The sequence below is a fragment of the Enterobacter sp. EC_64 genome (genome assembly GCF_019584165.1).
Taxonomy (GTDB): Bacteria; Pseudomonadota; Gammaproteobacteria; order Enterobacterales; family Enterobacteriaceae; genus Enterobacter; species Enterobacter roggenkampii.
Map to the genome: position 1 here is coordinate 1 of NZ_VDAS01000082.1, position 418 is coordinate 418.

The 418-nt window shown below is 47.1% G+C and carries 2 tRNA genes; both read right to left on the reverse strand.

The features are described 5' to 3' along the window. Positions 1-174: 174 nt before the first annotated feature. Positions 175-250, reverse strand: a tRNA-Ala gene (locus FHC52_RS22530). A gap of 43 nt (positions 251-293) precedes the next feature. Beyond that, positions 294-370, reverse strand: a tRNA-Ile gene (locus FHC52_RS22535). Positions 371-418 lie beyond the last annotated feature (48 nt).

The window sequence follows — 418 nt, forward strand, 5'->3', positions numbered from 1 at the left end:
AACCTCACAACCCGAAGATGTTTCACTTCTGATTGCGAAAATTTGAGAGACTCGAACACACCATTAAGATGTGTCGTTTCAATTTTCAGCTTGATCCAGATTTTTAAAGAGCAAAACTTCGCAGTGCACCTTTTCAGGTTCACTCTGAAGTTTTCTTGGGTTCGCAGTAAAAGATGGTGGAGCTATGCGGGATCGAACCGCAGACCTCCTGCGTGCAAAGCAGGCGCTCTCCCAGCTGAGCTATAGCCCCATCGTTTTGCAATCTCTGTACCGCTCATCCTTTAAAAGGAGTTTGGTAGGCCTGAGTGGACTTGAACCACCGACCTCACCCTTATCAGGGGTGCGCTCTAACCACCTGAGCTACAAGCCTGCAGAGATTTTTACTGCTGTTTTTCATCAGACAATCTGTGTGAGCACT